General features: G+C 73.4%; 23 protein-coding genes. 19 read left to right on the forward strand and 4 right to left on the reverse strand.

Going from position 1 to position 24,080, the window contains the following annotated elements; genetic code table 11:
* The first annotated feature begins 50 nt into the window (after positions 1-50).
* The 3 genes from rpsO to FHX74_RS19545 all read left to right on the forward strand — a co-directional run bounded on the left by rpsO (position 51) and on the right by FHX74_RS19545 (position 4,341).
* Positions 51-314 carry a 30S ribosomal protein S15 gene (rpsO, locus tag FHX74_RS19535; RefSeq protein WP_407941506.1) on the forward strand — a complete coding sequence of 88 codons (264 nt, stop codon included), beginning with the start codon at positions 51-53 and terminating at the stop codon, positions 312-314.
* Positions 315-823: 509 nt separating this feature from the next.
* Positions 824-3,025, forward strand: coding sequence for a polyribonucleotide nucleotidyltransferase (locus tag FHX74_RS19540; RefSeq protein WP_182561911.1), 2,202 nt, complete (start codon positions 824-826; stop codon positions 3,023-3,025).
* An 89-nt stretch (positions 3,026-3,114) separates the two neighbouring features.
* Positions 3,115-4,341 (forward strand): M16 family metallopeptidase, encoded by a 1,227-nt coding sequence (locus FHX74_RS19545; protein WP_182561912.1) that lies wholly within the window; start codon positions 3,115-3,117, stop codon positions 4,339-4,341.
* A gap of 106 nt (positions 4,342-4,447) precedes the next feature.
* On the opposite strand, the gene FHX74_RS19550 is transcribed toward FHX74_RS19545, so the two are convergent.
* Entirely contained in the window at positions 4,448-5,143 is a 696-nt protein-coding gene (locus FHX74_RS19550; protein ID WP_182561913.1) for a hypothetical protein, read from the reverse strand.
* Positions 5,144-5,179: 36 nt separating this feature from the next.
* On the opposite strand from FHX74_RS19550, the gene dapB reads away from it, so the two are divergent.
* Together dapB and FHX74_RS19560 are read left to right on the forward strand one after the other, a co-directional pair.
* The gene (dapB, locus tag FHX74_RS19555) at positions 5,180-5,932 is read left to right on the forward strand and encodes a 4-hydroxy-tetrahydrodipicolinate reductase (protein WP_182561914.1); all 753 of its coding nucleotides are present in this window, start codon (positions 5,180-5,182) and stop codon (positions 5,930-5,932) included.
* A gap of 28 nt (positions 5,933-5,960) precedes the next feature.
* Entirely contained in the window at positions 5,961-6,869 is a 909-nt protein-coding gene (locus FHX74_RS19560; RefSeq protein WP_182561915.1) for an LmeA family phospholipid-binding protein, read from the forward strand.
* 40 nt (positions 6,870-6,909) lie between these two features.
* Here the strand turns inward: FHX74_RS19560 and FHX74_RS19565 are convergent, their stop codons facing one another.
* Positions 6,910-7,461 carry a GNAT family N-acetyltransferase gene (locus FHX74_RS19565; RefSeq protein ID WP_328823942.1) on the reverse strand — a complete coding sequence of 184 codons (552 nt, stop codon included), beginning with the start codon at positions 7,459-7,461 and terminating at the stop codon, positions 6,910-6,912.
* A gap of 206 nt (positions 7,462-7,667) precedes the next feature.
* On the opposite strand from FHX74_RS19565, the gene FHX74_RS19570 reads away from it, so the two are divergent.
* Positions 7,668-9,353: a ribonuclease J gene (locus FHX74_RS19570; RefSeq protein WP_182561916.1), complete on the forward strand. Its 1,686-nt coding sequence runs from the start codon at positions 7,668-7,670 to the stop codon at positions 9,351-9,353.
* A gap of 59 nt (positions 9,354-9,412) precedes the next feature.
* Here the strand turns inward: FHX74_RS19570 and FHX74_RS19575 are convergent, their stop codons facing one another.
* Positions 9,413-9,631, reverse strand: coding sequence for a hypothetical protein (locus FHX74_RS19575; RefSeq protein WP_182561917.1), 219 nt, complete (start codon positions 9,629-9,631; stop codon positions 9,413-9,415).
* Between the two features lie 106 nt (positions 9,632-9,737).
* Here FHX74_RS19575 and FHX74_RS19580 point away from each other — a divergent pair, with 106 nt between their 5' ends.
* Positions 9,738-10,445, forward strand: coding sequence for an ArsR/SmtB family transcription factor (locus tag FHX74_RS19580; protein ID WP_182561918.1), 708 nt, complete (start codon positions 9,738-9,740; stop codon positions 10,443-10,445).
* A gap of 27 nt (positions 10,446-10,472) precedes the next feature.
* Here FHX74_RS19580 and rpmB read toward each other — a convergent pair whose 3' ends face one another.
* Positions 10,473-10,658: a 50S ribosomal protein L28 gene (gene rpmB / locus FHX74_RS19585; RefSeq protein WP_182561919.1), complete on the reverse strand. Its 186-nt coding sequence runs from the start codon at positions 10,656-10,658 to the stop codon at positions 10,473-10,475.
* A gap of 219 nt (positions 10,659-10,877) precedes the next feature.
* Here rpmB and FHX74_RS19590 point away from each other — a divergent pair, with 219 nt between their 5' ends.
* From FHX74_RS19590 to FHX74_RS19645, 12 genes are all read left to right on the forward strand, one after another.
* Positions 10,878-13,184, forward strand: a complete 2,307-nt coding sequence (locus FHX74_RS19590; protein WP_328823943.1) for an ATP-dependent DNA helicase RecG — start codon at positions 10,878-10,880, stop codon at positions 13,182-13,184.
* A 73-nt stretch (positions 13,185-13,257) separates the two neighbouring features.
* The gene (gene rsmD, locus FHX74_RS19595) at positions 13,258-13,836 is read left to right on the forward strand and encodes a 16S rRNA (guanine(966)-N(2))-methyltransferase RsmD (protein WP_182561921.1); all 579 of its coding nucleotides are present in this window, start codon (positions 13,258-13,260) and stop codon (positions 13,834-13,836) included.
* 284 nt (positions 13,837-14,120) lie between these two features.
* Entirely contained in the window at positions 14,121-14,630 is a 510-nt protein-coding gene (gene coaD, locus FHX74_RS19600) for a pantetheine-phosphate adenylyltransferase (protein ID WP_182561922.1), read from the forward strand.
* Between the two features lie 110 nt (positions 14,631-14,740).
* Entirely contained in the window at positions 14,741-15,274 is a 534-nt protein-coding gene (locus FHX74_RS19605; RefSeq protein ID WP_182561923.1) for a hypothetical protein, read from the forward strand.
* Positions 15,275-15,387: 113 nt separating this feature from the next.
* A complete protein-coding gene (locus tag FHX74_RS19610) occupies positions 15,388-15,954 on the forward strand; it encodes a YceD family protein (RefSeq protein ID WP_182561924.1) in 567 nt (188 codons plus the stop codon).
* A gap of 50 nt (positions 15,955-16,004) precedes the next feature.
* Complete coding sequence (gene rpmF, locus FHX74_RS19615) at positions 16,005-16,196, forward strand: 50S ribosomal protein L32 (RefSeq protein ID WP_182561925.1); 192 nt, start codon at positions 16,005-16,007, stop codon at positions 16,194-16,196.
* Positions 16,197-16,210: 14 nt separating this feature from the next.
* Entirely contained in the window at positions 16,211-17,290 is a 1,080-nt protein-coding gene (rnc, locus tag FHX74_RS21330; RefSeq protein WP_182561926.1) for a ribonuclease III, read from the forward strand.
* Positions 17,291-17,312: 22 nt separating this feature from the next.
* Complete coding sequence (gene mutM, locus FHX74_RS19625) at positions 17,313-18,173, forward strand: bifunctional DNA-formamidopyrimidine glycosylase/DNA-(apurinic or apyrimidinic site) lyase (protein ID WP_182561927.1); 861 nt, start codon at positions 17,313-17,315, stop codon at positions 18,171-18,173.
* 105 nt (positions 18,174-18,278) lie between these two features.
* Positions 18,279-18,905, forward strand: coding sequence for a GtrA family protein (locus FHX74_RS19630; RefSeq protein WP_182561928.1), 627 nt, complete (start codon positions 18,279-18,281; stop codon positions 18,903-18,905).
* A gap of 99 nt (positions 18,906-19,004) precedes the next feature.
* Entirely contained in the window at positions 19,005-22,583 is a 3,579-nt protein-coding gene (smc, locus tag FHX74_RS19635) for a chromosome segregation protein SMC (RefSeq protein WP_182561929.1), read from the forward strand.
* Positions 22,584-22,752: 169 nt separating this feature from the next.
* A complete protein-coding gene (locus FHX74_RS19640) occupies positions 22,753-23,016 on the forward strand; it encodes a hypothetical protein (RefSeq protein WP_182561317.1) in 264 nt (87 codons plus the stop codon).
* A gap of 68 nt (positions 23,017-23,084) precedes the next feature.
* Positions 23,085-24,080, forward strand: a 996-nt coding sequence (locus FHX74_RS19645; protein ID WP_328823944.1) for a signal recognition particle receptor subunit alpha, incomplete at its 3' end; no start/stop codon positions are given.

Consider the following 24,080-nt stretch of genomic DNA (forward strand, 5'->3'; position numbering starts at 1 on the left):
GGCGGACGGGGAGCGCCGCGCAACGGACATCGGAGGGAGAGCACGTGTCGATCGACGCTGCCGAGAAGAAGAAGATCATCGACGAGTACGCCACCACGCCTGGTGACACGGGCTCGCCCGAGGTGCAGGTCGCGCTGCTCAGCGCCCGGATCGCGCACCTCACCGAGCACTTGAAGGAGCACAAGCACGACCACCACAGCCGTCGTGGCCTGATGCTGCTGGTCGGCCAGCGCCGCCGGCTGCTCAACTACACGGCCAAGACCGACATCGAGCGGTACCGCTCGCTGATCGAGCGGCTCGGTCTGCGCCGCTGAGACCACGGAGCGACCCTCCCCTCGGGAGGGTCGCTCTTCGGCTTCTGCGCGCTTCGGTGCAGAATGCGAGACACAACCGAACGAAACACAACCGAATGCGACAACCGGATCCCACAATCGAATCCACACACCACAACTGAACAGCCATCGATCATCGCGATTGCAATCCACGCCTGCTCGAACGTCCGCGCTGGACGCCAGCCCGACGCCTCGGTCCTCGGTAGTGGTCTTCGGAGGCTCCTCGACGGAGCCGGCCGCGGACCTCGATCGAAGACCGGCCGCGTCGCCGGGGGAGGCGGCCGCTGGTCGCCGGGCCCCGGACGGACGCCCGTCCCAGCCTCTCCGAGCACGTGTCGCGAGCACCGAGCCGCAGCCTGCCGCGTCCTCCGACGCGGACGCCGGCTCCCGGGCCCTGCTGCCGGACGCAGCGCGGCTCCGGTGGGTGGGTTGCAATCCGAACCGGGCGCACGAGAGGTCCCTGCCGGGACCGCGCCCAGAGAGGATGCCCCGTGGAGGGTCCTGAGCTCCAGTACACCGAGGCCGTCATCGACAACGGCCCGCACGGCAAGCACGTCGTCCGCTTCGAGACCGGGCTGCTGGCCCGACAGGCCGCCGGTTCGGCGACCGTCTACCTCGACGACGACACCATGCTGCTGTCCGCCACCACCGCGCAGTCCAAGCCGCGCGACAGCATCGACTTCTTCCCGCTCACCGTCGACGTGGAGGAGCGGATGTACGCCGCGGGCCGGATCCCCGGCTCGTTCTTCCGCCGCGAGGGCCGCCCGTCGGAGGGCGCGATCCTCACCTGCCGTCTGATCGACCGTCCGCTGCGCCCGTGCTTCGTCAAGGGTCTGCGCAACGAGGTCCAGGTCGTCGTCACGGTGATGGCCCTCAACCCCGACAAGCTCTACGACGTGGTGGCCATCAACGCCGCCTCGCTGTCCACCCAGCTCGCCGGGCTGCCGTTCACCGGCCCGATCGGTGGCGTCCGGGTGGCGCTGATCGACGGCCAGTGGGTCGCCTTCCCCGACGTCCACCAGCTCGAGGACGCGACCTTCGACATGGTCGTGGCCGGCCGGGTGACCGCGTCCGGTGACGTGGCCATCGCGATGGTCGAGGCGGAGGCCACCGAGCAGACCTGGGATCTGGTCCGGGCCGGCAAGACCGCCCCGACCGAGGAGGTCGTGGCCCAGGGCCTCGAGGCCGCCAAGCCGTTCATCAAGGTGCTCTGCGACGCGCAGGCCGAGCTGGCGGCGAAGTTCCCGAAGCCGACCGCCGAGTTCCCGATCTTCCTCGACTACGCCGACGACGTGTACGCCGCGGTCGAGGCCGCGGGCAGCGACGAGCTGGCCCGGGTCATGCAGATCGCCGACAAGCAGGAGCGCGAGTCGGCCTCCGACGCCCTCAAGGAGAAGCTCAAGGCCGACCTGGCCGAGCAGTTCCCCGAGCGGTCGAACGAGGTCAGCGGCGCGTTCAAGGCGCTGACCAAGAAGATCGTCCGGCAGCGCGTGCTGCGCGACCAGGTGCGGATCGACGGCCGCGGCGTCCGGGACATCCGGTCGCTGTCCGCCGAGGTCGACGTGGTCCCGCGGGTGCACGGCTCGGCGCTGTTCCAGCGCGGCGAGACCCAGATCCTGGGCATCACCACGCTGAACATGCTCGGCCTCGAGCAGAAGCTCGACACGCTCGCGCCGGAGAAGACCAAGCGCTACATGCACAACTACAACTTCCCGCCCTACTCGACCGGTGAGACCGGCCGGGTGGGGTCGCCGAAGCGGCGCGAGATCGGCCACGGCGCGCTGGCCGAGCGGGCCCTGGTGCCGGTGCTGCCGACGCGCGAGGAGTTCCCCTACGCGATCCGGCAGGTCTCCGAGGCGCTCGGCTCGAACGGCTCGACCTCGATGGGGTCGGTCTGCGCCTCGACCCTGGCCCTGCTCAACGCCGGTGTGCCGCTGCGCGCGCCGGTGGCCGGCATCGCCATGGGCCTGATCTCCGAGACCGTCGACGGCGAGACGTCCTACGTCGCGCTGACCGACATCCTCGGCGCCGAGGACGCCCTCGGTGACATGGACTTCAAGGTCGCCGGGACCAGCGAGTACATCACCGCGCTGCAGCTCGACACCAAGCTCGACGGGGTGCCCGCGCACGTCCTGGCCGGGGCGCTGACCCAGGCCAAGGACGCCCGCACCATCCTGCTCGAGGTGATGAACGAGGCCATCGACGGCCCCGACGAGATGAGCCTGTACGCGCCGCGGATCATCACCATCAAGATCCCGGTCGACAAGATCGGCGAGGTCATCGGCCCCAAGGGCAAGGTGATCAACCAGATCCAGGACGACACCGGCGCCCAGATCTCGATCGAGGACGACGGCACGATCTACGTCGGTGCGGACAACGGCGAGGCCGCCGAAGCCGCCCGGGGCATGATCAACGCGATCGCCAACCCGACGATGCCGGAGAAGGGCGAGCGCTACCTCGGCACCGTGGTCAAGATCACCGCCTTCGGTGCGTTCGTCTCGCTGCTGCCCGGCAAGGACGGCCTGCTGCACATCTCCAAGCTGCGCTCGCTCGCCGGTGGCGCGCGGGTGGAGAACGTGGAGGACGTGGTCAGCGTCGGCCAGAAGCTCCAGGTGGAGATCAGCGACATCGACGACCGCGGCAAGCTGTCGCTGGTGCCGGTGGTCGAGGAGGAGGCCGCAGCCTCCGCGTGAGCTCACGCGAACACCGACGTCCGGGTGTGACCGCCCGGCGGCCCGTGGGTGGCGAGGTCCGCCACTCCGTGCTGCCGGGCGGTCTGCGCGTGGTGACCGAGCGCGTCCGCGGCAGCCGCAGCTACAGCCTCGGCTTCTTCGCCGGGGTCGGCTCGCGGCACGAGACCCCGGCCCTGCACGGCGCCTCGCACTTCCTCGAGCACGCGCTGTTCAAGGGCACTCGGCGCCGGTCCGCGGAGCAGATCTCGGCCGCGGTCGAGGAGGTGGGTGGCGACATCAACGCCTACACCACCAAGGAGTACACCTGCTTCTACGCGCGGGTGCTGGCCGAGGACGCGGCGCTGGCCACCGACGTGCTGGCCGACATGATCACCGAGTCGACGCTGCGCAGCGGTGACGTCGAGTCCGAGCGCAACGTGATCATCGACGAGATCTCGATGCACGCCGACGACCCGGCCGACCTGGCCGGCGACCTGGTCTGCGCGGCGCTGCTGCCCAGCCCGGGTCTCGGGGCGCCGGTGATCGGCAGCCCGGACAGCATCGCGGTGCTCAGCCGCCGCCAGCTGCACGACTTCTGGCGGCGGCACTACCGGCCCGACAACCTCGTGGTGGCCGCCGTCGGCGCGGTCGACCACGACCGGCTGGTCGAGCAGCTGGCCGGCTTCCCGGGGCTGCTCGAGGCGCGCGGCCGGGCGCCGCAACCGCGCAGCTGGCCCGCCGGCGTCCCTGAGGGGCCGCGGTTGATCACCCACCCCCGCCGGTTCGAGCAGAGCACGGTGTCGCTGGCCTATCCCGGCCCGGGTCTGTTCGACGAGGACCGCTTCGCCACCGGCCTGCTGTCGGTGGTGCTCGGCGGCGGCATGTCCTCGCGGCTGTTCGTCGAGGTCCGCGAGCGGCGCGGGCTGGCCTACGGCATCGAGGCGGGGGAGAGCAGCTACAGCGACGCCGGCTTCTGGAGCGTCGACTGGCAGTGCGCGCCGGGCAAGGTGGCCGAGATCCTCGGCCTGGTCCAGCAGTGCCTGGCCGAGGTCGTCGAGCACGGGGTCACCGCCGAGGAGCTCCGCCGCGCGCAGGGCCAGATGCGCGGGCAGACCCTGCTCTCCTACGAGAGCCCGCAGAGCCGGATGAGCCGCTGGGGCAGCTCCACGCTGGCCGCCGACGACCGGAGCATCCCCGACCTGCTGTCCGGCTACGACGCGGTCACCGTCCCCGACGTCGCCGGGTGCGCCGAGCGGCTGCTCAGCAGCGACCCGGTGCTCTGCGTGGTCGGGCCGCGCAGCGACAGCCGCCCGCTCCGCCGGCTGATCCACGCCTGAGCGGGTCACCACAACCGGTCGACGCGCCCGCGGTGCCGGCCCTGCGCTCGTCGGCCGGACCGGTCAGCGGTGGCTGGTGTCGTCGGGCGGGCTGTCCGGCCACCGGTCAGCCGCATTCACCGCGCGGGTCATCCTCGAGGCCCCGCGCCAGCAGCCCGTCCAGCCCCCGCCGGTCGGCGACGTAGTCGGGCACGCGCTCGGCGTGCCAGCGGTCGAACAGGTCCGCGGCCCGGTCGAGCACGTTGGGCCGAGGGGTCAGCGCGACCGGCAGCCCGGCCAGCGCGGTGACCTCGTCGGCCAGGGCGTCGCGGCCGGTGCCGTGTCGGTGGACGGTGGTCCCTTCGTCCCGGTCGCGGAGCAGCATCGCCTCGACCAGGCAGCGCCGCAGCACCTCGAGCAGCAGGTGCGTCCCGATCAGCCGGTCGCCGCGGCCGAGCTTGGCGGCGGCCAGAGCCAGCAGGAACCGGACCTCGTCGGCCGCGGGGTCGTCGGGCCTGGGCAGCAGCAGCCGCCCGCCGCTCACCACCAGGTCGATCCGGCGGCCGTCCACCAGCACCAGCCGGACCACCTGGCTCCCGGCGTCCCCGGCCCCGACGTCCTCGGCGACCTCGCGCGCCCACACCGCGGCGTCCACCTCGCGCACCGCGTGCAGCGGCAGGTCGGCGTCGAGCTGCAGGTGCAGGTCGAGATCGCTCCAGCCGTCGACGACGTCGGTCGATCCGGCGCGCCGCGACCCGTGGACGCTCACGGTGTAGCGGGCACCGGCTCCGGTCGGGTCGGCATCGTGCTGCGGCTCGCTCACGCGGCCCGAACCTAGCCGCTGTGGAAGGATCGGGACGTGAGCACGACACGGATCCCGGTCGGAGTGTTCGGGGCGCGCGGCCGGATGGGCGCGGAGGTCTGCCGGGCGGTCGAGGCGGCCGACGACCTCGAGCTGGTGGCCGCGCTCGACGCCGGCGACGACCGGGCTCCGGCCGAGCGGGCTCGCGTGGTGGTGGACTTCACCCACCCGGACGCCGTGATGGACAACCTGGACTGGTGCATCGACCACGGCGTGCACGCGGTGGTCGGGACCACCGGGTTCACCGCCGAACGGCTGGATCACCTGCGCTCGCGCCTGGAGGGCACCGCGACGGGGGTGCTGGTGGCCGCGAACTTCTCGATCGGGGCGGTGCTGATGATGCACTTCGCCGAGCAGGCGGCGGCGTTCTACGAGAGCGTCGAGGTGATCGAGCTGCACCACCCGAACAAGGCCGACGCCCCCTCGGGGACGGCGACCACCACCGCGCAGCGGATCGCCGCCGCCCGCGGGGCCGCCGGACTCGGCCCGGTGCCCGACGCCACCGCCCAGGAGGTCGACGGAGCCCGCGGCGCAGAGATCGACGGCATCCACGTGCACGGGGTGCGGCTCCGCGGGCTGGTGGCCCACCAGGAGGTGCTGTTCGGCGCGGAGGGCGAGACGCTGACGCTGCGGCACGACTCGCTCGATCGGGCCTCGTTCATGCCCGGCGTGCTGGCCGGGGTGCGGGCGGTGGTCGACCGCCCCGGCCTCACGGTGGGCATCGAGGGCGTGCTCGGGATCGGCGGCTGAGGGTGCCGGCCAGCGGGCCCCCGCGACGATGAGCCAGCCCGACGGCTTCGGGCGACCGTCGGCCGATCCGGGCCGACCCGGGTTCGCCCGCCCGGGGGAGGGCGCCACGGGTGACCCGGCGAGCCGGCCGACCGCGAGCCGGGCCACCGCCAGCTTCGCCACCCCGACCGAACCCGAACCGCCACGCGAGCCGGCCCGCTGGGTCCCGGTGACCCGGGAGCGGCGGCGCAGCCGGACGCCGGTGGTGCTCGTCGTCGTGGTGCTGGTGCTGGCCGGGCTGCTGGTGGGCGCGGACCGGCTCGGCGCCCGGATCGCCGAGGACCGCTTCGCCGCCGCGCTCCAGACCCGGCTGCAGACGGCCGAACCGCCGAGTGTGCAGATCGTCCGGACGCCGTTCCTCAGCCAGCTGGCGGCCGGCGACGTCCGCGAGATCCGGGTGCGGACCGGAGCCGTGCCCGGGACCGCGACCCAGCTGCCGCTCGACTCGCTCGACCTGACCCTCGACGACGTCCGACCGTCCCGCGACCTGAGCACCGCACGGGTCGGCCGACTGACCGGCACCGCCCACCTCGGGTACGGCGCGCTCGGCGCGAAGCTCGGTCAGACCGTCCGCTACGCCGGGCGGGACCAGTCGGGGCACGGCCGGATCGCCTTCGACCTGACCACCACGATCTTCAGCGAGACGATCCGGGCCACCGTCAGCGGGCGGCTCGGCTTCTCGGCCGCGTCGCAGGCCGTGACCATGTCGGACACCCAGATCACCGTCAGCGGCCTGGCCATCCCCGGTGGTCTGGCGCAGCGGCTGGTCGACGGCATCCTCGAGCCCGTCCGGCTCGACGACCTGCCGCTCGGGATCCGGCTGGCCGGCCTCGACGTCGACCCCGACGGTCTGGTGGCCGGTCTGAGCGGGACCGACCTCACCGTCCCCACGCGCTGACCGGCGTCCACGACGGCGGCGCCTGCCCGACCGCCGGCCGTCAGCCCAGATCGGTGTGCAGCCGCACCTGCTTGATCCGCACGGTGCCGTCCTCGGTGCCGATCTCCCGGTGCGCACCGTCGGGCTCCCAGCCGGCGCCGGCCAGGAACGCCCGGGTGGCGTCGTCGCCGGCCGGCAGCCACCAGGTGGCCCGGGTGAAGCCGTCGGCGCGCAGGGTGTCCGCGCAGGCGTTGAGCAGCCGCGACCCGTGGCCCCGGCCGCGGGCGGCGGGGTCGATCACGAACTCCTCGACGGTGCCGGTCCGCGCCGGGTCGGCGTCGGGGTCGTCGCTCGGGCTGGTGACCGCGAAGCCGGCCAGCCGCCCGGTCCCGCTGACCGCGACCAGCACCCGGCACCGCGCCTCGGGAGGGCGGGCGATGGCCCGCTCCCAGGCCTGCGCCATCGCCTCGAGCCCGAGCTCGTCGCTCAGCCGGGCGACCGCGTCGGCCGGCAGCCGGTCGGGCCAGGCACGTCGCTGGATCTCGGCCAGCACCGGGGCCTCGCCGACCATCGCCAACCGGGCCGAATCGGCGGTCTGCGCGGGCTCGGTCACGTCCGACACCTTACGAAGAACCAAGATGTGACACAGATCACCCTGAGAGGGCTTACCTCAACCCCTCCGGCAGGTCATGATTGTCGCGAAGTCCGTGGTTACCTGAACCCCCGAGCAGGCGACCACGGACTTCTTCACGTCTCCGGACGGTCCCGCCGGTCCGCGCAGGTCGGGCGACGGCGTCGGCGCTGTGTACCCTGACCGCCGTGGCACCCCGTCAGCTCCGGACCCCTCCGAAACTCGCCCCCGGCACGCTGCGGATCATCCCGCTCGGCGGTCTGGGGGACGTCGGCCGCAACATGGCGGTCTTCGAGATCGACGGCAAGCTGCTGCTGGTCGACTGCGGCGTGCTGTTCCCCGAGGACGACCACCCGGGCGTCGACCTGATCCTGCCGGGGTTCGACGTGATCGCCGACCGTCTCGACGACGTGGTCGGGCTGGTGCTCACCCACGGTCACGAGGACCACATCGGCGCGGTGCCCTACCTGCTCCGGCAGCGGGCCGACATCCCGCTCTACGGCTCCCGGCTCACCCTGGCCCTGCTGGCCGAGAAGACCCGCGAGCACCGGATCCACGGCGTCCGGCCGCACCCGGTCACCGACGGCCAGCGCCTCACCGTCGGGCCGTTCGACCTCGAGTTCGTCGCGGTCAACCACTCGATCCCCGACGCGCTCGCGGTCTGCATCCGGACCGTGGCCGGGACGGTGCTGCACACCGGCGACTTCAAGATGGACCAGCTGCCGCTGGACGGCCGGATCACCGACCTGCGGGCGTTCGCCCGGATCGGCACCGAGGGCGTCGACCTCTTCATGGTCGACTCGACCAACGCCGAGGTGCCCGGTTTCACCACCCCCGAGCGGGACATCCTGCCCGCGCTGCAGCGGGTGTTCGCGACCAGCCGGCAGCGGATCATCGTCGCCTGCTTCGCCTCGCACGTGCACCGGGTCCAGCAGGTGCTCGACGTCGCGGTGGCCAACGGGCGCAAGGTCGTCTACGTCGGCCGCTCGATGGTCCGCAACATGGGCGTGGCCCGCGACCTCGGCTACCTGCGCGTGCCGGACAACACGCTGATCGAGATGCGCGACCTCGACAACCACCGCCCCGAGGACGTGGTGATCATCTCCACCGGGTCGCAGGGCGAGCCGCTCTCGGCGCTGTCGCGGATCGCGGCCAAGGAGCACCCGGTGGTCAGCCTCAAGCCCGAGGACACCGTGGTGCTCGCCAGCTCGCTGATCCCCGGCAACGAGACCAGCGTCTACCGGGTGATCAACGGCCTCAGCCGGCTCGGCGCCCGGGTGGTGCACAAGGGCAACGCGCTGGTGCACGTCTCCGGGCACGCCAGCGCGGGGGAGCTGCTCTACTGCTACAACATCGTCCAGCCGCGGAACGCGATGCCGGTGCACGGCGAGGTCCGCCACCTGATCGCCAACGGTGACCTCGCGGTGGCCTCCGGCGTCCCGCGGGACCGCACGGTGATCGTCGAGGACGGCGCCGTCGTCGACCTGGCCAAGGGCCGGGCCAAGGTGGTCGGACAGGTCGACAGCGCCTACATCTTCGTCGACGGCTCCGGGGTCGGCGACGTCAGCGAGGCGATGCTGACCGACCGGCGGATCCTCGGCGAGGAGGGGTTCGTCTCGGTGGTCACCGTGGTCGACCTGCACACCGGCGCGATCGTCAGCGGCCCCGACGTGCACGCCCGGGGCTTCGCCGAGGACGACTCGGCGTTCGACGGGATCCGCAGCCAGATCGCCGAGGCGCTCACCTCGGCCATGCGCGACGGCGTCGACGACACCCGCCGGCTCCAGCAGGTGACCCGTCGCCAGATGGGCAAGTGGGTCAGCGACACCTACCGGCGCCGGCCGATGATCATCCCGGTGGTCATCGTCACCTGAGTCCGGTCGGGGTCGGTCCCGTCGGCGTCAGTGCGCCCGGACGACCGCCTCGAGCCGGCTCACCCGGGCCTCCGCGTGCTCGGCGCGCGCCGGAGGGCCTCGGCCTGCCGACGCAGTCGCCGCAGCGCGCGGCGCTCGCGGCGGTTCTCCTCGGCGTCGGCCACCAGCCGGGTCCGCTCGGCCCAGCGGGCGTAACCCCGGCAGCCCGGGTCGGTGCCGTGTTGGAGATGGCTGGGCAGCGTGAGGCTGCCCGGCTGACCGTGATCGATGGCGAACATCGTGCCTCCCGACGACATATCTGAAACGTTCGTTTCAGATATGTGAAGCATACGCTTCGCAATGCCGATGTCAAGGACTTGTTTCACGTCTTGCTAGGATCCGGTCGTGGCCGAGGACACCGACGACCAGCGCGAGGCGGCGGGGCTCGCGGCCCGGTGGGAGCTGCTCTCCGGCCGCCCTGACCGGACCGTGCACATCACCGACGCCCAGGCGATCCGGGCCATCGCGCACGAGGCGCGGCAACGGGTGATCGACGTGCTGTTCACCGACTCGGGGCGCGCGTTCACCGCCACCGAGCTGGCCGAGCTGACCGAGCTGACCCCGAGCGCGATGAGCTACCACCTGCGGGCGCTCGAACGCTGGGGCGTGGTGGAGCGGGCCGAGTCCACCGGCGACGCCCGCAACCGGCCCTGGCGGGCGGCCGGGACCCGGCTCGAGGTCCGCGGCGGCGCCGACCCCAGCGCCCGGGCGGCGCAGTCGGCGCTGTTCGAGCTGGCCGTCGACCAGTACCGGGAGCGGTACGACTGGTACCGCAGCTGGCCGGCGGAGCGGCGTCACGGGTTCGTCGGGACCGGTCAGGCCGAGTTCTGGCTGACCGAGGAGGAGGCGGCCCGGTTCCTGCTCGCGCTCGAACGGGCCGAGCTCGAGCTGATGGAGAGCGGGGTGGAGAACCGGCCCGGACCGGGCAAGATCCGCACCCGCTGGTTCTTCTCGCTGCTCCCGGTCGCGGGGGAGCGCCCGCCGGAGAGGGCCGAGAGGCCGGCTGGGCCGGAGGAACCGGCGTCCGGGCACGACAAAGAGCCCACCGCCTGAGGCGGTGGGCTCGTCGCGCGGTTCAGCTCAGCGGCTGACCTTGCCGGCCTTGAGGCAGGAGGTGCACACGTTGACCCGCTTCGTGGTGCCGTTCACCAAGGCGCGGACGCGCTGGATGTTCGGGTTCCACCGACGGTTGGTCTTCTTCTTCGACCAGGGCACGTTGTGACCGAAGCCCGGCCCCTTGGCGCACACGTCGCATACGGCTGCCACTGGACTCACTCCCACTGCTCGGCCCCCGCGTCACCGCGGTGGCTCACGTTCGTATTCGGATCGATGTCCCGATTGGGAACCGATCAAGCGTACCCGAGGCCGGCGGCGCGGCGCGAATCGAGCCCGCGACCCTCCCCGCGGCCGGCGCGTGGTCGGCGCGGTGGTCGGCGCGCGAGTGAGGCACGGCGGCTGTCGGTCCCGCTGACTAGTGTTACCGCCGTGGTCGCGGCGCGGGGTGGAGGGACGGTCGTCGGCAGCGACTGGCGCACCGAGGCCTTCGCCCGGCTGCACACCCGGCTCGGGTCGGTGCTCGGCGACAAGACCGCGGCCGAGTTCGGCAAGCTCGGGCTGCAGACCGTCGGCGACCTGCTGGCCCACCTGCCGCGCCGCTACTTCTCCGGCACCGAGCTCAGCGACCTGTCCGCGCTCGAGGAGGGCGAGGAGGTCGCGGTGCTCGCCGAGGTGCAGCGGGTGACCGCCCACAACGTGCCCGGACGGGGCAGCGGCGCGGTCCGCGGCAAGCCGCGACTGGAGGCGGTGATCACCGACCACAAGGGCTCGCTGACCCTGGCCTTCTTCGGCAAGGCGCACATGATCGCCTACTGGCACGACCAGCTCACCCCGGGCAGCCGCGGGATCTTCGCTGGCAAGGTGGGGGTGTTCCGCGACCAGTTCCAGCTCGCCCACCCCGACTTCGTCATGCTCGACGCGAACGGCGCCGTGGTCGGCGGCGCGCGCCGGAACGAGGTGCTCACCCGGGTCACCCGGGTACCGCTGATCGGGATCTACCCGGCCACCCGCAAGCTGCCGACCTGGGCCATCGCCGAGTGCGTGGCGCTGGCCCTCGAGCACCTCGGCGAGGTCGACGACCCGCTGCCCGCCGCGGTCCGTGACCACGCCGGCGTGGTCGGGCTGGTCGAGGCCTACCGCGGTGTCCACCTCCCGCAGACCCGGGCCGAGATCGACCCGGCCCGCGCCCGGCTCCGGTTCGACGAGGCCTTCGCGATCGGGCTGACCATGGCCGTCCGCCGCGCCGACGCGGTGGCGCACGGCGCGACCCCGCGGCCGCGGGTGCCCGGCCGGCTGCTCGACGCCTTCGACGCCCGGCTGCCCTTCGAGCTGACCGAGGGCCAGCAGCAGGTCTCCGCGGAGATCTTCGCCGACCTTGCGCAGTCGCACCCGATGCAGCGGCTGCTGCAGGGCGAGGTCGGCTCGGGCAAGACCGTGGTCGCGCTCCGGGCCATGCTCACCGTGGTCGACGGCGGCGGGCAGGCCGCGCTGCTGGCCCCGACCGAGGTGCTGGCCACCCAGCACTTCCACACCCTGACCCGGATGCTCGGCGAGCTGGCCGAGGCCGGCACGCTGTCGGCGGCCGAGCACGCCACCCGGCTCACCCTGCTGACCGGGTCGCTGCCCGCGGCCCGCCGCCGCGAGGCGCTGCTCGCGGCAACGTCCGGCGAGGCGGGGATCGTCATCGGCACCCACGCGCTGCTCGGTGACCGGGTGCAGTTCGCCGACCTCGGGCTGGTGGTGGTCGACGAGCAGCACCGGTTCGGGGTCGAGCAGCGGGCGCTGCTCGGGGCGCGGGCCGAGGCCGCCGGGGCGGCGCGGCCGCACGTGCTGGTGATGACCGCGACCCCGATCCCTCGGTCGGTGGCGATGACGGTCTTCGGTGACCTGGAGACCTCGACGCTGCGGCAGAGCCCGGGCGGACGGGCGGAGGTCCGCACCGTCGTGGTCGACAGCCGCAGCCATCCCGCCTGGGTGGACCGGGCCTGGGCGCTGATCGCCGAGCAGGTCGCCGCCGGCCGGCAGGCCTACGTGGTCTGCCCGCGGATCTCCGAGACCGACCGGAGCGAGGAGAGCCGGCCGCTCGACGCCGAGGACGCCCCGCCCGACGACGGCGTCCCGGTGCCGCCGGCCGCCACCGTCGAGCAGACCTGGGCCGAGCTGACCGCCGGCCCGCTGGCCGAGCTCCGGGTCGGGATGCTGCACGGGCAGCTGCCCGCCGAGCAGAAGGAGGAGCGGATGGCCGCCTTCGCCGCCGGCGAGCTCGACGTGCTGGTCTCCACCACGGTGATCGAGGTCGGCGTCGACGTCCCGAACGCGTCGGTGATGGTGATCTGCGACGCGGACCGGTTCGGCATCTCCCAGCTGCACCAGCTCCGCGGCCGGATCGGCCGGGGCGGCCACGCCGGCACCTGCCTGTTGCTCACCGCCGCCGAGCCCGACAGCCTGGCCCGCGAGCGGCTCGACGCGGTCGCGAGCACCCGCGACGGGTTCGTGCTGGCCGAGGTCGACCTCGAGCAGCGCCGCGAGGGTGACGTCCTCGGCGCGAGCCAGTCGGGCCGGCGGACCAGCCTGCGGATGCTCCGGGTGCTCCGCGACGGCGACCTTATCGAGCAGGCCCGCGGGATCGCCGACGCCTGCGTCCGGGCCGATCCGCAGCTCGAGGACCCCGGGCTGGCCGACGTGGTCGCCGGGATCGAGCAGCGGGCCGCAGCCGAGTGGCTGGAGCGGTCGTGAGGGCACGGCTCCTCGGGCAGGACCGCAGCAGGACGACCAGCAGCAGGACGACCAGGACGGGGGACGGCGACCGGTGAGCCGGATCATCGCGGGATCGCACGGCGGGCGTCGGCTGCAGACGCCGCCGGGGCAGCGGACCCGGCCGACCAGCGACCGGGTGCGCGAGGCGCTGTTCTCGGCGGTCTCGGCCTGGGCGGGGACGTCGGGCGGGCCGGCCGAGGAGGCGCTGGCCGGGCTGGCCGTGCTCGACCTCTTCGCGGGCTCCGGGGCGATCGGGCTCGAGGCGGCCAGTCGGGGCGCCCCGCTGGTCTGGCTGGTCGAGTCCGACCGGCGGGCCGGCCGGATCGCCGGGGAGAACGTCCGCGAGCTCGGGCTCGGGGTCCAGGTGCGCCAGCAGCGCGCCGAGGAGCTGGCGCGGACCCGCGCCACCAGCACGTTCGACGTGGTCTTCGCGGACCCGCCGTACGAGTACCCGTCGGTCGATCTCGACCAGCTGGTCGCCGACCTGGTGGCCAACGAGTGGGTCGCCGGCGACGGCCTGGTCGTGCTCGAGCGCTCGGTCCGCACCGACGCCCCCCGCTGGCCCGACGACCCGGTCGATGCCTGGTCCCGCGACTACGGCGAGACCGTCCTGCACTTCTGGCAGCGCTGAGCGCCCCGGTCACGGTGCCCTGAGCCCCACCACGGTGCCCTGAGCCTGTCGAAGGGCAGATGGCGACGCGCTTCGACAAGCTCAGCGCGCGGTCCCGCGGGAACGTCACGACGGTGCCCTGAGCTCGTCGAAGGGCAGATGGCCGAGCGCATCGACGAGCTCAGCGCGCGCTCCCGCGAGAACGTCGCCACGGTGCCCTGAGCCTGTCGAAGGGCAGTTAACCGTGCGGATCGACGAGCTCAGCGCGCTCCCGCGGGAACGGATCCGTCTGGGAGACTGCGGGCATGGCACGTGCGGTCTGCCCCGGTTCGTTCGACCCGATCACCCGGGGGCACCTGGACGTCATCGGCCGTGCCGCCCGGCAGTTCGACGAGGTGCTGGTCGCCGTCGGGCGCAACGCCGGCAAGCGCGGCCTGTTCGACATCGACGAACGGGTGGCGATGGTCGCCGAGGCCTGCGCGGACTGGCCCACCGTCCGGGTCGAGGCCTTCGACGGCCTGCTGGCCGAGTTCTGCGCGGCCCGCGACGCGAGCTGCGTGGTCAAGGGCGTGCGCAGTGCGGCCGACTACGACTACGAGCTGCCGATGGCCCGGATGAACGCGCGGCTGACCGGGGTCGAGACGCTCTTCCTGCCGGCCGCCCCGGAGTGGTCGTTCGTCTCGTCCAGCCTGGTCCGCGAGGTGGCCGCCCTCGGCGGGGACGTCACGCCGTACCTGACGCCCGCGGTCGCCGCCGCGCTGGCCGACCGGCTGGCCGACCGGCACGGCGACCGGGACACCCCGGGCGGCGGGTAGGTTCGCCCGGGTCCGGTCCGCACATCACGGACCGGCAGCAGGGCACCAGCAGCACACCAGCAGCACACCGGCAGCACACCGGCAGCACTCGATCAGCACTCGATCAGCACATGGGCAGCAGGGGAGGCACCAGCGGGATGGCCGCGGAACAGACGGCGCAGGAACGGCTCGAACGGCTGCGCGACGTGATCACCAGCGCCCGGTCGATGCCGATGTCGGCGTCCTGCGTGGTCAACCGGACCGAGGTGCTGACCCTGATCGACGAGCTGGCCGAGCACCTGCCCCGCGAGATCGCCGCCGCCCAGGAGGTGATCGACGACGCGCGGAGCAAGGTCAGCGAGGGGGAGCAGCAGGCCGACCGGATCGTCGCCGACGCCCGCGAGCGGGCGGAGCAGCTGGCCGGCGAGAGCGAGCAGGTGCGACTGGCCCGCGAGCGCGCGGAGGCGATCGTGGCCGAGGCCGAGCAGGGGGCCGCCGAGCTGCGCCGCGAGGTGGAGAGCTACATCGACTCGCGGATGGCCGGGTTCGAGTCGGTGCTGGCCAAGACCAGCAGCCAGGTGCGGATCGCCCGTCGGCGGCTGGCCGAGCGCGAGGCCGACCACACCGAGCACGAGCACGTGGTCGAGCTGCCCGAACTCGACTGAGCGGCTCGGGCATACCCGGGAGGCCCCGGCGTTTGGACTGGGGTGAGGTTGGAGATTAAGCTTGTCCGTCGGTCACGACGGTGTCGTGTTGCCGTGCGTGGAGGGGTTGTGCGATGAACTCGCGACGTCGTCCGCTGGATCCTCGGTCGGGCCTGGTGCTCGACACCCATGATCTGGTCCGGACCGCCGGTGCGATGCAGGAGGTCCGCACCACCGCCGAAGCGCCCGACGACCTCGGCACCGAGATGATCGGTGTGCCGCCGAAGTCACCGATCGAGCTGGATCTCCGGCTGGAATCGGTGGTGGAGGGAGTGCTGGTCACGGGTACGGCTGACGTCGTGCTGGTGGGGCAGTGCGCACGGTGCCTGGACGAGATCCGCGATGCGACGCAGATCGACGTCCAGGAGCTGTACGTCTATCCCAACAGCGACGCCACCGACGACGAGGCGCACCGGCTGGAGGGCGAGCTGATCGACCTCGAACCGGTGATCCGCGACGCGGTGGTGGTCGACCTCCCGTTCCAGCCGCTCTGCACGGAGGACTGCGCCGGGTTGTGCCCCACCTGCGGGGCCAACCTGAACGACGATCCCGAGCACGACCACGAGGAACGACCCGACCCGCGGTGGGCGGCCCTGAGCAGCTGGGACGCGCCCGACGAGGAGACGGTCCGGCGCAACTGAGCGTCCGAACCACCAGGACCCCTCCGCGGGGTCACGAGCGAGGAGTGAGCATGGCTGTCCCGAAGCGGCGGATGTCGCGCAGCAACACCCGGCACCGTCGGTCCCAGTGGAAGGCCAGCGTGCCGACCCTGGTCACCTGCGCGAACCCGGCCTGCCGCGAGAAGCACCTGCCGCACACGGCCTGCCCGGCCTGCGGTCAGTACGGCCCGCGCGGCGGCCGCCGGCAGGTCCTGGCGAGCTGACCGAGCCGGTCGGCATGCCGGTCGAGAGCGTGCCCGTCGACAGCGTCCCGGTCGAGCCGGTCGAGCTCGGCTCGACCCAGGACTCCGGTCGCACCGGGACCGTCGACGCCGAGGGCGACGACGGTCGGCACGAGCATGCCCACGCCCCGGAGACGCGCGCCCCGGAGTCGCACCCGTCGGTCGTGCCGGCCGAGGTGCTGGTCGGCGCCACCGAGGTGCTCGACCAGCTGGGGACGCCGGTGCACCCGGAGCTGCTCGAACGCGCTTTGACGCACCGTTCGTACGCCTACGAGCAGGGCGGGCTGCCCACCAACGAGCGGCTCGAGTTCCTCGGGGACTCGGTGCTCGGGCTGGTGGTGACCGAGCACCTGTTCACGTCCTATCCGGACCTGTCCGAGGGACAGCTGGCCAAGCTGCGCGCCGCGGTGGTCAACAGCCGTGCGCTGGCCGACGTGGCCCGCACCCTCGCGCTCGGCGACCTGATCCGGTTGGGTCGCGGTGAGGAGACCACCGGCGGCCGGGACAAGTCCTCGATCCTCGCCGACACCATGGAGGCGCTGATCGGCGCCGTCTTCGTCGAGCACGGGATCGAGCTGGCCCGGCGGTTCGTCCACCACCTGTTCGACCCGGTGATGGCCCGGGTGGCCACCCTCGGTGCCGGTCTGGACTGGAAGACGAGCCTGCAGGAGATCTGCTCGACCGCGGGCCTCGGTGCCCCCGGCTACGACGTCACCGAATCCGGCCCCGACCACGCCAAGACCTTCCGCGCCACCGTCGTGCTCGACTCGGGCCGCTACGGCCCCGGCACCGGCCGCAACAAGAAGGAAGCCGAGCAGAACGCCGCCGCGATCGCCTTCCAGTCGCTCAAGGCCGAGGGTCGCGCCTTCGACTTCCGGCCGGCCGCGGCGTACCCGACACCCGTCCCGGCACCGCTCGCGACGAGGCCCGCCGCCGACGCCCCGGCCGCCGACGCCCCGGCCGCCGACGCCCCGGCCGCTGACGCCCCGGCCGTCGACGAGGCCGCTGACTCCGTCGGGACCGATCCCGGCGCCGACGACCTGGCTCCGGGCGGTCGCGCCGCCACCCACGGCTGACCCGCCGCAGGCCCAGAGCTTCGTGCCCGAACTGCCCGAGGTGGAGACCGTCCGCCGCGGTCTCGAGGCCGCGGTCGCCGGCCGCACCGTCTCCGGGGTCGAGGTGCTCCACCCGCGGCCGGTGCGTCGCCACCTCGCCGGCCCCGACGACTTCGCCGCCGCCCTGAGCGGTCGCACCTTCGCCGTCCCGGCCCGCCGCGGCAAGTACCTGTGGCTGCCGCTGACCGACGGCGATGCCGTGCTCGCCCATCTGGGCATGAGCGGGCAGTTCCGGGTCGAGGACGCCGACCACCCCGACGCGCCGAACACCCGGGTCCGGTTCCGGTTCCGCGACGGCGGGCCCGAGCTGCGGTTCGTCGACCAGCGGATGTTCGGCGGGCTCTCGCTCAGTCCGGGCGGCGCGGAGCTGCCCGACGAGGTCGCACACATCGGCCGTGACCCGTTCGACCCGGCCTTCGACCAGCGCGCGGTGGCCCGGGCCGTGCGCCGTCGGCGCACCGGGCTCAAGCGGGCGCTGCTCGACCAGACCCTCGTCTCGGGGATCGGCAACATCTACGCCGACGAGGCGCTCTGGCGGGCCCGGCTGCACTACGCCCGGGCCACCGACACGCTCCCGCAGAGCGCGGCCGAACGGGTGCTGGTCGAGGCCCGCGCGGTGATGGCCGACGCGCTGCTCCAGGGCGGCACCTCCTTCGACGCGCTCTACGTCAACGTCAACGGCGAGTCCGGCTACTTCGACCGCACGCTCGACGTCTACGGCCGTGCGGACGAGCCGTGCCCGCGCTGCGGCCGGCCGATCCGGCGCGAGGCGTTCATGAACCGCTCGTCCTACCGCTGCCCGTTCTGCCAGCGGACGCCGCGCGCCGGGCACGTGCGCTGGTGACCACCGGACCCCTCACCGCCGTGGGACGGCTTCGCTGAGATCGGACTGGCGACACGGTGCAGCGGTGCGGCGTCGGGGGCCAACGCCGGTACGCTCGGGCCAATCGTGAAGCGTCTCGGTCATTTCCTGTTCGTCCGGCAACGCCACAACTGGAAGCTGTTGTTCCGGTTCGGGCTGGTCGGCGGCTCGGGCGTGCTCGTCAACCTGCTGGTGACGATCCTGCTCAAGAAGACCGGGCCGCACTTCGACGACGTCTTCATCGACCTGCCGCTGACCTCGTTTAACGTCCGGTACTACCACCTCTACGCGACCATCGCGTTCCTGGTGGCGAACCTCTGGAACTTCCAGCTCAACCGGCGCTGGACCTTCCGCAGCGCCCGGCACAGCGGCTGGTTCCGCGAGTACGGCCCGTTCCTGGTCGTCGGGCTGGGCACCCTGGTGGTCGGGCAGGGCGTACTGACCCTGCTGATGCACCCCGGGTCGCCGATCGGGCTGCCGTCGACCGTGTTCGACAACTCCACCGGGCTGCGGACCAAGTTCTACTGGGCCGAGCTGATCATGATCATCGTCACCGTCCCGGTCTCGTTCGTGTTCAACAAGCTGTGGACCTTCTCCTCGGTGCGCGGCGGGAAGCACCCGACGCTGACCGAGGAGGAGATCGCCGAGCGGCTCGAGGCCACCCCGGCGAAGGCCCCGGCGGCCCCGGCCCGGCCGGGGACACGCGCCGGCTGACCTCCCGGGACGCCTCCGACCGCTCGGTTACGCTGAGCGGGCCTTCCCGCCGGGTGCCGCCGTGCCGGCTCCCGTGACCGTTCAGCCAGAGGACGCCCGTTGCACCTCAAGAGCCTGACCCTGCGGGGCTTCAAGTCCTTCGCCTCCGCGACCACGCTCGACTTCGAACCCGGCATCACCTGCGTCGTCGGACCGAACGGCTCGGGCAAGTCGAACGTGGTCGACGCGCTCAGCTGGGTGATGGGCGAGCAGGGGGCCAAGAGCCTGCGCGGCGGCAAGATGGAGGACGTCATCTTCGCCGGCACCTCCGGGCGGGCGCCGCTGGGCCGCGCCGAGGTGGTGCTGACCATCGACAACACCGACGGCGCGCTGCCGATCGAGTACGCCGAGGTCACCATCAGCCGGACCATGTTCCGCAACGGCGGCTCCGAGTACGAGATCAACGGGCACAAGGCCCGGCTGCTCGACGTCCAGGAGCTGCTCAGCGACTCCGGGATCGGGCGCGAGATGCACGTCATCGTCGGCCAGGGCCAGCTCGACACCATCCTGCAGGCCACCCCGGAGATCCGGCGCGGGTTCATCGAGGAGGCCGCCGGCGTCCTCAAGCACCGCAAGCGCAAGGAGAAGGCGCTCCGCAAGCTGGAGGCCACCGAGACCAACGTCAACCGGCTGGCCGACCTGGTCAGCGAGATTCGCCGCCAGCTCAAGCCGCTCGGCCGGCAGGCCGAGGTGGCCCGCAAGGCCGCGGTGATCCAGGCCGAGGTGCGCGACGCCCGGGCCCGGCTGCTCGCCGACGACCTGGTCCAGGCCACCCTGGCGCTGGAGAGCGATCTGGCCGACGAGGCCGCGCTCAAGGCGCGCCGCGAGTCGGTCGAGCAGCGACTGGCCGAGGCCCGGGCCGCCGAGGCCGAGGCCGAGGAGACCGTCCGGGCCCAGGTGCCGCGGCTCAACCGGGCCCAGGACGTCTGGTACTCACTCGCGGCGCTCCGCGAGCGGATCGGGTCGACCGCCTCGATCGCCCGGGAGCGCGTCCGCAACGCCCGCGACGCCCCCGACGAGGAGCGCAGCGGCCGCGATCCCGACCAGCTCGAGGCCGAGGCCGAGGTGATCGGTCGCGAGGAGGCCGCGCTGCGCACCGAGGTCGACGCGAGGGCCGAGACGCTCCGGGCCGCCACCGCGCACCGCGAGGACCGCGAGGCCGCGCACGGCGCCGAGGAGAAGCGGCTGGCCTCGCTGGTCCGGGCCGCCGCCGACCGGCGCGAGGGGCTCGCCCGGCTCACCGGCCAGGTCAACTCGCTGCGCAGCCGGGCCGAGGCCGCCGACGACGAGATCGGCCGGCTGAGCGCCGCCCGCGAGCTCGCCGAGCAGCGCGCCGAGACCGCCGCCCGTGAGTTCACCGCTCTCGAGACCACCGTCGCGGGCCTGGACGCCGGGGAGTCCGGGCTCGACGACGAGCACGAGCACGCCGAGGAGCGGCTCCGGGACGTCGAGGAGCGGCTGACCGCCCTCCGCGCCGACGCCCAGCGCGCCCAGCAGGAGCGGGCCGCGCTGTCCGCCCGGGTCGAGGCGCTCCAGCTGGGCCTGCAGCGCAAGGACGCCGCTGCCGCGCTGCTCGCCCGCACCGGGTCCGACGCCGTCGCCGGGCTGGACGGGGCCGTGGCCGGCCTGCTGACCATCGGGGCCGGCTGGGAGGCCGCCGTGTCGGCCGCGCTCGGCTCGGCCGCCGACGCGCTGGTCGCCGACTCGGCCGCCACCGCCGTCGAGGCGTTCGGCGTGCTCAAGCGTGACGACCTCGGCCGGGCCGGTTTGCTGCTCGCGGGCGCCCCGGACCCGGTCGCCCCGGTCGCCCGGGACGCGCTGCCCGGCGGGGCGCACTGGGCCGTCGACCTGGTCCAGGGGCCGGACCGGCTGCGTCCGGCGCTCGACCGGCTGCTCGACGGGGTGGTGCTGGTCGAGGACCTCGACGCGGCCCGCGCCCTGGTCGAGCAGCGTCCCGAGCTGACCGCGGTCACCCGGGACGCCGACCTGCTCTCCGCCCACCTGGCCGCCGGCGGCTCGACCGCCCAGCCCAGCCTGATCGAGGTGCAGGCTGCCGTCGACGACGCCGAGGCCCGGCTGGCCGAGGCGTCGGCCGCCTGCGAACGGTTCCGGTTCGCCGAGGCCGAGCTGGTCACCGAGCGCACCGGGGCCGCCGAGCGGGTCGAGCACACCCTCGAGCGGCTGCACGAGTCCGACGCGCGGATGGCCGCGGTCGCCGAGCAGCTCGGCCAGCTCAACACCAGCGCCCGCGCCTCGCGCGACGAGGCCGACCGGCTGGCCCGGGCGATCGGGGAGGCCGAGGCGGCCCGCGAACGCGACATCGCCGGGCTCGCCGAGCTCGAGGAGCGGCTGGCCGCCGCCTCGACCGAGACCACCGAGGAACCCGACCCGACGCTGCGGGACCGGCTCGCCGAGGAGGCCCGGCTGGCCCGGGCCGCCGAGATGGACGCCCGGCTCGCGCTGCGCACCGGCGAGGAACGGGTCCGCGCGCTGGCCGGCCGGGCCGACTCGCTGCGCAAGGCCGCCGCGCACGAGCGGCAGGCCCAGGCCCGGGCCCGGGCCCGTCGGCTGCGGATGCTGGCCGAGGCCGAGGTGGCCCGTGCGGTGCTGGTCGGCGCCGAGCACCTGGCCCGGCTGACCGAGGCCTCGATCGCGGCCGCCGAGACCGAGCGACGGCAGGCCGAGCAGGCCCGGTCGGAGGCCGACCAGGCGCTGGCCGCGGCCCGCCGGTCGGCCCGCGAGCTGGCCGGCGAGCTGGAGAAGCTGGTCGACAGCGTGCACCGCGACGAGATGGCCCGCACCGAGCAGCGGATGCGGATCGAGACACTGGCCGCCAAGGCGATGGACGACCTCGGGCTCGACGCCGGGACGCTGACCCGCGACTACGGGCCCGACCAGCCGATCCCGGTGCTGACCCGCGAGGACGGCACGGCGATCGGCGAGGACGACGAACGCCCCGAGCCGGTGCCGTTCGTCCGGGACGAGCAGCTCAAGCGGCTCCGTCGGGCCGAGCGCAACCTCGGCGTGCTGGGCAAGGTCAACCCGCTGGCGCTCGAGGAGTTCGCGGCGATGGAGGAGCGGCACGCCTTCCTGGCCGAGCAGCTCGACGACCTGCGCAGGACCCGGGCCGACCTGATGGAGATCATCACCGACGTCGACGCCCGGGTCGAGCAGGTCTTCGCCGAGGCCTACGCCGACGTCGAGCAGGCGTTCAACCGGGTGTTCAGCCGGCTGTTCCCCGGTGGCGAGGGCCGGCTGGTGCTGACCGAGCCCGGCTCGTGGCTCACCACCGGCGTCGACGTCGAGGCCCGCCCGGCGGGCAAGAAGGTCAAGCGGCTGTCGCTGCTCTCGGGCGGCGAGCGCTCGCTGGTCGCGGTGGCCTTCCTGGTCGCGCTGTTCATCGCCCGGCCGAGCCCGTTCTACATCCTCGACGAGGTCGAGGCCGCGCTCGACGACACCAACCTGGGCCGGCTGCTCGGCATCTACGAGGAGCTCCGGGCCAACAGCCAGCTGCTGGTGATCACCCACCAGAAGCGGACGATGGAGATCGCCGACGCGCTCTACGGGGTGACCATGCGAGGCGACGGCGTCTCGGCGGTGATCAGCCAGCGGATGACCGACGCCGAGTCGGTCGCCTGAGCCCGGTCGCTTCGGCGACGGGGCCTCACCGGACCACCGGGGCGGGGGCGGACGAGACCCAACTGTGACCGCGACACACAGTGTCCGCGGGCCGTATTCACACGGGCCTCTCAGATCCGGCTGTCAGGATGGCAGCGCAGTCCTTCCCCGTTTCGTCCGATTCACTGCAGTGCGAAAGGTCACCGAGGTGATCGTCTACCTGATCGCGATGCTCGTCGTCCTCGCCGTCGCCGCCGGCGTCGTCGGGATGGTCCTCGTCGGCATCGAGGGCCGCAAGCTCGAGCGCTACCCGCAGCTCGCCCACTTCCTCACCCGGGCCGCCGCGCACCTGAGCGGCGAGGCCGCCGAGACCCGCGGTCCGGCCTCCGCCCGCAGCACCACCGGGGCGCTCGAGGCGCGCCCGGTCGAGGTCCCGGTCCGCGAGCGCGTCTGAGCCGAACCCGTCGTCCGCCCGGTCACCGCGTGACCGGGCGTTCGTGCGTGCGTCCCTAGGATGACGCGGTGGACCTGACAACCCTGTACCTGATCATCGGCGGCGCGGTCGTCGTGGTGGCCGCCGTGGTCGTCGGGCTGGTGGTCGGCACCCGCCGTGGCGCCCTCGGCCGCGGCCGTCGGCAGCGCGAGCTCGACCGGGGTGGTCGTGCCGACACCGAGGCCGGCGACGGCTCGGGCGGGCCGACCGGCACGCTGGCCCCGGAGCGTCCGGCCGAGGACGAGGTCGTCGAGGCCGAGCTGGTCGAACCGACCGCCACCCTCGAACGTCCGGAGACCCCCGAGAGCCGTCTGGTCCGGCTCCGTCGCCGGCTCGCGGGCTCGCAGAACGCGTTCGGTCGCGGGCTGCTGACGCTGCTGTCGCGCGACCGGCTCGACGAGGACACCTGGGAGGAGTTCGAGAACGTCCTGCTCAGCTCCGACCTCGGAGTCAAGCCGACCATGGAACTGGTCGAGCGGCTCCGCGACCGGCTGCGCGTCGAGGGGGTGGCCGACGGCACCCGGGCCCGCGCCGTGCTCCGCGAGGAGCTGCTGGCGCTGGTGGACCCGACCATGGACCGCACGCTGGCCGTCGAGCGCGGCGAGCAGCCGGCGGTGGTGATGGTCGTCGGGGTCAACGGCACCGGCAAGACCACCACGGTCGGCAAGCTGGCCCGGGTGCTGGTGGCCGAGGACAAGGACGTGCTGCTCGGCGCCGCCGACACCTTCCGCGCCGCGGCCGCCGACCAACTCGAGACCTGGGGCGGCCGGGTCGGCGTCCCGGTGGTCCGCGGCGACGAGGGCGCCGACCCGGCCAGCGTGGCCTTCGAGTCGGTCCGCGCCGGGATCGAGGCCGAGGTCGACGTGGTGCTGATCGACACCGCCGGCCGGCTGCACACCAAGACCGGATTGATGGACGAGCTCGGCAAGGTCAAGCGGGTGGTCGAACGGCAGGCCCCGGTGACCGAGGTGCTGCTGGTGCTCGACGCGACGACCGGCCAGAACGGGCTGATCCAGGCCCGGATC

The organism is Microlunatus kandeliicorticis, from assembly GCF_014137855.1.
In the GTDB taxonomy this organism is placed as follows: domain Bacteria; phylum Actinomycetota; class Actinomycetes; order Propionibacteriales; family Propionibacteriaceae; genus Microlunatus; species Microlunatus kandeliicorticis.

Bases quoted from the DNA above. Each gene is read 5' to 3' on its own strand.
- FHX74_RS19560 (WP_182561915.1), top strand. From the start codon at position 5,961: ATGAGCCAGCCCGACGGCTTCGGGCGACCGTCGGCCGATCCGGGCCGA.
- FHX74_RS19575 (WP_182561917.1), bottom strand. From the start codon at position 9,631: ATGTTCGCCATCGATCACGGTCAGCCGGGCAGCCTCACGCTGCCCAGC.
- coaD (WP_182561922.1), top strand. From the start codon at position 14,121: ATGGCACGTGCGGTCTGCCCCGGTTCGTTCGACCCGATCACCCGGGGG.
- FHX74_RS19605 (WP_182561923.1), top strand. From the start codon at position 14,741: ATGGGCAGCAGGGGAGGCACCAGCGGGATGGCCGCGGAACAGACGGCG.
- FHX74_RS19610 (WP_182561924.1), top strand. From the start codon at position 15,388: ATGAACTCGCGACGTCGTCCGCTGGATCCTCGGTCGGGCCTGGTGCTC.
- rpmF (WP_182561925.1), top strand. From the start codon at position 16,005: ATGGCTGTCCCGAAGCGGCGGATGTCGCGCAGCAACACCCGGCACCGT.
- rnc (WP_182561926.1), top strand. From the start codon at position 16,211: ATGCCGGTCGAGAGCGTGCCCGTCGACAGCGTCCCGGTCGAGCCGGTC.